Source organism: Paraburkholderia lacunae, from assembly GCF_003353175.1.
Lineage (GTDB): Bacteria > Pseudomonadota > Gammaproteobacteria > Burkholderiales > Burkholderiaceae > Paraburkholderia > Paraburkholderia lacunae.
In genome coordinates this window covers 145,588-151,959 of record NZ_QHKS01000020.1, presented here as the reverse complement: position 1 = coordinate 151,959, position 6,372 = coordinate 145,588, and the positions used below count along the sequence as shown (strand labels likewise).

Below are 6,372 nucleotides of genomic sequence, written 5' to 3'. Positions count from 1 at the left end.
CAGTATGCAGACGCCAAGCTCGACGCCTTGTTCCGTCGCGCGCTGCTTGAGCCTGATAGCCGCGGCAAGACCCGCAGGGCCGCCGCCGACGATCACCACGTCGTATTCCATCGACTCGCGCGGGCCGCTGATTTCGAGGAGATTCATTTATCAATGTTCCAATCTGACTACGCCACCGCCGTACTAAGTAGCAGAACGCGCGCGCAACTACAGAAGCTTCGTGCGGCGTAAGCCATCGATCTCCGCTTCGCCCATCTCGAGCCAGTCGCGAAGCACTTCGCCGGTGTGCTGCCCCAACGTCGGCGGAGATTGACGGTATTGCACGGGCGATTCCGACATGCGGATGGGATTCGCGACCAGCGCCACCTGCTTCGCCAACGGATGCGGCATTTCAATGCGCACATTGCGGGCCTGAACATGCGGGTCCGAGAACACATCTTCGAGATCGTTGATCGGACCGCATGGCACGCCTGCCGCCTCCATCACGGCAATCCAGTCCTTCGTCGGACGGCACACCGTGGCAGCGTGGATCATTGCGACGAGTTCGTCCCTGTTCTTCACCCGCTGCGGATTGGTCGAGAAACGTTCGTCCCTGCTCCATTCCGGTTTGCCCAGTGCAGCGCACAGACTCGCGAACTGACTGTCGTTGCCGACCGCGAGGATCATGTATCCGTCAGCCGTTGGAAATTCCTGATACGGGACGATGTTCGGATGCGCATTCCCTATACGTCGAGGTATCACGCCGCCGACAAGGTAATTCGCCGCCTGATTCGCAAGACAGGCGATCTGCACGTCCAGCAGCGCAAGGTCGATGTGCTGTCCTTCGCCGGACCGCTCGCGCCGGGCGAGTGCAGCGAGAATCGCCACGGTCGCATACAGCCCGGTCATGACGTCCGTGAGCGCGACGCCGACCTTGAGCGGCCCTTCGCCTTCCGTGCCGTCCGCGCGCCCGGTGAGGCTCATGAGCCCGCCCATGCCCTGGATCAGGAAGTCGTAACCAGCACGCTCCGCATACGGTCCGGTCTGCCCGAATCCCGTAATCGAGCAGTAGACCAAGCGCGGATTCACTGCCTTCAGGCTCGCGTAATCCAGACCGTATTGACCAAGGCCGCCGACCTTGAAGTTCTCGATCAGCACATCCGCCTTGCTGGCCAGTTGCTTCACGAGACGCTGTCCATCCGGTTGGCTCAGATCGACCGTGATAGACCGCTTGTTGCGATTCGCGCACAGGTAATATGCGGACTCGCCCGTCGACTCATCGTCGGCATCGTTCAGCCACGGCGGCCCCCAGGCGCGCGTATCGTCACCCTTGCCCGGCCGTTCGACCTTGACCACGTCCGCGCCGAGGTCGGCCAGCAATTGGCTCGCCCATGGACCGGCCAGCACGCGCGAAAGATCGAGTACTCGCAGACCGTCGAGCGCCCCTTGTTGGAAAGTCTCGTTCATGAGCGGTCAGAACGCTGCAATGCCGGTGATGGCGCGACCGAGGATCAGCGCATGAATATCGTGCGTGCCTTCATAAGTGTTGACAACTTCCAGATTCACGAGATGACGCGCAACGCCGAACTCGTCGCAAATGCCATTGCCGCCGAGCATGTCACGCGCGACACGGGCGATATCGAGTGCCTTGCCGCAAGAGTTGCGCTTCATGATGGAGGTGATCTCGACTGCGGCAGTGTCTTCGTCCTTCATGCGGCCGAGGCGCAAACACCCCTGCAAGCCCAGCGTGATTTCCGTCTGCATGTCGGCGAGCTTCTTCTGGACCAACTGGTTCGCCGCGAGCGGCCTGCCGAACTGCTTGCGATCGAGAACATACTGACGCGCACGATGCCAGCAGTCTTCCGCCGCGCCCAACGCGCCCCATGCAATACCGTAGCGCGCGCTGTTCAGGCAGGTGAACGGCCCCTTGAGCCCCCGCACTTCAGGAAACGCGTTCTCCTCCGGGCAGAACACTTCATCCATTACGATCTCGCCCGTAATCGACGCGCGCAGACCGACCTTGCCGTGAATAGCCGGCGCAGACAGTCCCTTCCAGCCCTTCTCGAGCACGAAGCCGCGGATCGCGCCTTCATCGTCTTTCGCCCAGACGACAAACACATCGGCGATCGGGCTGTTCGTGATCCACATCTTGCTGCCCGTCAGCACATATCCGCCGTCGACCTTTTTCGCACGAGTCATCATGCTGCCCGGATCGGAACCGTGATTCGGCTCGGTCAAGCCGAAGCAACCGATCCATTCGCCTCTCGCGAGTTTGGGCAGATATTTCTGCCGGGTCGCTTCATTGCCGAACTCGTTGATCGGCACCATGACGAGCGACGATTGCACGCTCATCATCGAGCGGTAGCCGGAATCGACACGCTCCACTTCGCGCGCGACCAGCCCGTAGCAGACGTAGTTGAGACCGGCGCCGCCGTAGGTTTCGGGGATCGTCGCGCCAAGCAATCCGAGCTCGCCCATCTCGCGAAAGATGGCCGGGTCGGTAGACTCGCGACGAAAGGCTTCGAGCACGCGCGGTGCAAGACGTTCCTGGCAATACGCATATGCCGATTCGCGCACGAGGCGCTCTTCTTCCGTCAACTGCTGGTCGAGCAGCAAGGGATCATCCCATTGAAACGACGACTTGTGCTGTGAGCTCATTTCATACTCGCTAGAAAAACTGTCATGCCGCAAATTTATCGGCGCATTCGCGGTACCACAAACGATTTGTTCGCACTGACCTGTGCGAAAATCGCACAGGTCAGTGAGAACCCAGCGAGTCACGAGCATGCGCAGAAAAATCCCTTCTACAGCAGCACTATCCGCATTCGAAACGGCCGCGCGCCATCAGAGCTTTACGAAGGCCGCGGACGAACTCGCGGTCACGCAAAGCGCGATTTGTCGGCAGATTGGTTCGCTGGAAGATTTTCTCGGCGTGAAGCTCTTTCGCCGCGACCGCCGTGGCGTGAGCCTGACCGAGGCCGGGCTGATCTACAGCAGGAAAGTGGCGTCGCGTCTGAATGAAGTGGAACAGGACACGCTCGAACTCATGGCCAAGGGCGGCCATGGCGGCACGCTCGAACTCGCTGTGGTGCCCACGTTCGCGACCAAATGGTTGCTACCCAGATTGCCGCGTTTTATCGCCGAGCGCCCGGACATTACCGTCAATCTCACGACGCGTACTCGTCCGTTCCTGTTCGACGACACCGAGTTCGATGCGGCAATTCACGCAGGCGCCACGATCTGGCCGGGATCGGAAGGACTCTTTCTGATGCGCGAAAGTCTGATCGGTGTGTGCAGTCCAACGCTGATCGCGCCGCGCACGCGATTGACCGCGGCAGACTGGCGGCGTTACCCGCTTCTGCAGCAGAGCACGCGCCCGTATGCATGGCGCGACTGGTTTGCATCGCGCGGCATGGAGGTTGAAGGCGATATGTCGGGGCCGAAGCTGGAATTGTTTTCGATGCTCGCGGAGGCGGCGATTCATGGTATCGGCATCGCTCTGATCCCGCGGCTTCTCATCGAAGACGAACTGACACGCGGCGTCCTGATCCAGGTGGCGAAGCACGAGTACTCGAGTGGCCGCTCCTATCACCTGATCTATCCCGAGCGCAAAGCCGACAATTCGGCCCTGATCGTATTTCGGGAATGGATCGCCGATCAGGCGAAGCAATATCGGCAAGCCATGGGACTGGATTGAACTTGGGTGATCCAGTCCCGGTGTGTGCCGGACGGATGGGTCGCGCGAGCGGCGACAGCCATCCGTTCGTTCTGGCGATCAGAACTTGACGCGCAGCCCCGCACTCGTGAGGAACTGCCGGTTCGTCGACGAAGGGCCGCCACTTCCCCCGATGAACGCACCGCTGAAAATCGTCCCCGCCGCGCCCGTCACATGCTGATATTCAGCCATCAGATAGATGTCGGTGCGTTTTGAAAGCGAATATGAAGTCATCAGGTTGAACTGGTTCCAGCGCGGCTTCGCATGCAGGGACGCGTTGGAATACGAACCGTTCGTGAAGGTGTACGACGCCGCGACCACCCATGCCGGGTTGATCAGATAGCGGATGTTGGCTTCGAAGTTATCGAAGCTAAGATCCGTGGGCGATCCGGTGGCAGCCGGCGCAAGCGTGCTGCCGCGATACACGGCCGTCGTATTGTCGTAATGCGAGTGGCTCCATACCAGCCCGAGCGTTGCGGGGCCGATGACATAAGCACCGCCGACGCCCCATACCTGCTGGCGCCCCGCATGAAACGTGGCGTCACCCGAAGTGGATGAACCGTCGAGAGCGCCCGCCGCTCCGTCCCCCGGGTTGTCGATGCGCATATATGCCGCGCTCACCGTGAAGGGACCGTGGTTATAGGTCGCGCCGGCACTGAACGCACGATTGTCCGCGAAATCGCCCGCCTTGTTCGAGAAGGCATACAAGCCGCCGAACTTCAGACCGTTGATGTCGGGGCTCGCATATTTGACGGCGTTATCGAGCCGGAAGAAGTCTCCGAAGTTGTCGTTGTCCATCGGATGCATGAATTCGAGCCCACCCACGAAGCTCTGCGCGAGACTTCGTGGAGCAAGATAGTCCACCACCGAATCATATTGGCGGCCAAGCGTGAGCGCGCCATACGAGCTGGACATGCCGACCCATGCTTGCCGGCCAAACAGGCGTCCGCCCTGCTGGAGACCGCCGTTGGTTCCCGTAAAGCCGTTTTCGAGTTTGAAGATCGCTTGCAGGCCGCCGCCCAGATCCTCGCTGCCGGTCAGCCCCCACCGGTTGCCAACGATGTTTCCCTGAGATGCAAAAACGTTGCTGTGACCCGCACCGCTCGCTGTGCGCTGATTGCTGACGTACGACACGCCATTGTCGATCAGGCCATAGAGCGTGACCGAACTCTGTGCATGTGCTGCTACACCTATGCAGCCGCAAATTGCGGGTACAAGAAGCCTCTTCATTCGTTGTCTCCTGCCAGTCGTGATATTTAGGTTTTTCTGCGGTTGCTGCGTTTTCAAGGAGTGGCACCGAACGCCATGCAAGGCGTCGCCTGATTTCGAACAGGTCTTTTTATGGCGCGCACGCCGCCTCCTTGCCTCTTTGTCGTACCACGCGATCTCTGCCCGGCCACTGAGAGGCCACCGAGCCATTCGAGTCGCTTGCGATTTGTGCCGATATGGCGCTAACGTTAGCATTGACGGATTGAGTCTAGTTTGCACTTCTGGTCATGTCAATCTGGTATTTGACCGCATGAATCAAGGGTTTTTACCGAATCCGAGTGCCCTCCCCAAAGCCACCCAGGCGAATCACCGGCTTGGCACTGTTCAATTGCTATGCTAACGTTAGTGCAATAGGGCACGGTTCGCGGAGCAACGCTAACCACGCAGTCATTCCATTCACCACCAGGCGCAATTCCATGATCGATACAGTTTTCCTCACCGACTATGCGTGGCCCGACGACAGCGTCGAGCGTGAGATCGTCGAATCCGCCGGCATGCGGCTGGTAAGCGGACCGGCCGCTCCTTTGCCCGCGTCCGGCATTGAAGCCATGGTCCGCGAGCATCTTCCTTCGGCGATCCTTACGTGCTGGGCACCGGTGTCGGCGGAAGCCGTCGCGGCTTCTTCGCGGCTGAAGATCGTTGCGAGGCTCGGCGTAGGGCTCGACAACATTGCCGTGGATACAGCCACCGCCCGCGGCGTCCTCGTCACGAATGTGCCGGACTATTGCGTCGAGGAAGTCTCCGATCATGCTGTCGGGTTCGCGCTTGCCTGGACGCGCGGGCTGGTGTTTTTCGATCGCGACGTGCACGCCGGCCGCTGGTCTCCCGCCGATGCCCGCCTTCGCCGTTTGGGCGCGCTCACTTGCGGACTGGTCGGCTTCGGCCGCATAGCACGCGCCACGGCGCGCAAGCTCGGCGCATTCGGCTGCCGGCTCCTCACGCATGATCCTTTCCTGCGCGAGCCAGTGGCGGGCGTGGAAGCCGTGGACCTCGACGAACTTCTGGCCGGCAGCGACATCGTGATCGTGCATGCGCCGCTTACCGACGGGACGCGCCACCTTATCGATCGCGAGAGAATTGCGAGGATGCGCCGCGGCAGCCTGTTGATCAACGTGAGCCGTGGCGGCATCGTCGATACCGATGCCGTTATCGAAGCGCTGCAAAGCGGACAACTGTCCGCGGCTGCGCTCGACGTGCTCGAATCCGAGCCGCTCGTTCCGGGCGAACTTCTGCGCCTGCGCGGCGCCATGTTGACGCCCCACGTGGCGTTTTCGTCAGACGCTTCCTTGCTGGAGCTTCGCAGACGGGCCGCCGAAGAAGTCGTGCGGGTACTGCGCGGCGAGGCGCCACGCAATCCATGCAATCTGCCGGCGGCCTGACCGCTTCAACCGTTTCACTTCAGCGAACTC

6 protein-coding genes are annotated in these 6,372 nt (G+C 60.8%); 2 read left to right on the top strand and 4 right to left on the bottom strand.

Annotated features, from left to right (window positions below):
* From DLM46_RS27060 to DLM46_RS27050, 3 genes are all read right to left on the bottom strand, one after another.
* Nucleotides 1–147, bottom strand: a 147-nt coding sequence (locus DLM46_RS27060; protein WP_115105497.1) for an FAD-dependent oxidoreductase, incomplete at its 3' end; no start/stop codon positions are given.
* 60 nt (nt 148–207) lie between these two features.
* Nucleotides 208–1,446, bottom strand: coding sequence for a CaiB/BaiF CoA transferase family protein (locus DLM46_RS27055; RefSeq protein WP_115105496.1), 1,239 nt, complete (start codon nt 1,444–1,446; stop codon nt 208–210).
* A gap of 6 nt (nt 1,447–1,452) precedes the next feature.
* Nucleotides 1,453–2,637, bottom strand: a complete 1,185-nt coding sequence (locus tag DLM46_RS27050; RefSeq protein ID WP_115105495.1) for an acyl-CoA dehydrogenase — start codon at nt 2,635–2,637, stop codon at nt 1,453–1,455.
* A gap of 127 nt (nt 2,638–2,764) precedes the next feature.
* Here DLM46_RS27050 and DLM46_RS27045 point away from each other — a divergent pair, with 127 nt between their 5' ends.
* Nucleotides 2,765–3,676, top strand: coding sequence for a LysR family transcriptional regulator (locus DLM46_RS27045; RefSeq protein ID WP_115105494.1), 912 nt, complete (start codon nt 2,765–2,767; stop codon nt 3,674–3,676).
* Nucleotides 3,677–3,754: 78 nt separating this feature from the next.
* Here the strand turns inward: DLM46_RS27045 and DLM46_RS27040 are convergent, their stop codons facing one another.
* Complete coding sequence (locus tag DLM46_RS27040; RefSeq protein WP_115105493.1) at nt 3,755–4,924, bottom strand: porin; 1,170 nt, start codon at nt 4,922–4,924, stop codon at nt 3,755–3,757.
* A gap of 455 nt (nt 4,925–5,379) precedes the next feature.
* On the opposite strand from DLM46_RS27040, the gene DLM46_RS27035 reads away from it, so the two are divergent.
* Nucleotides 5,380–6,342, top strand: a complete 963-nt coding sequence (locus tag DLM46_RS27035) for a C-terminal binding protein (RefSeq protein ID WP_115105492.1) — start codon at nt 5,380–5,382, stop codon at nt 6,340–6,342.
* Nucleotides 6,343–6,372: the final 30 nt, after the last annotated feature.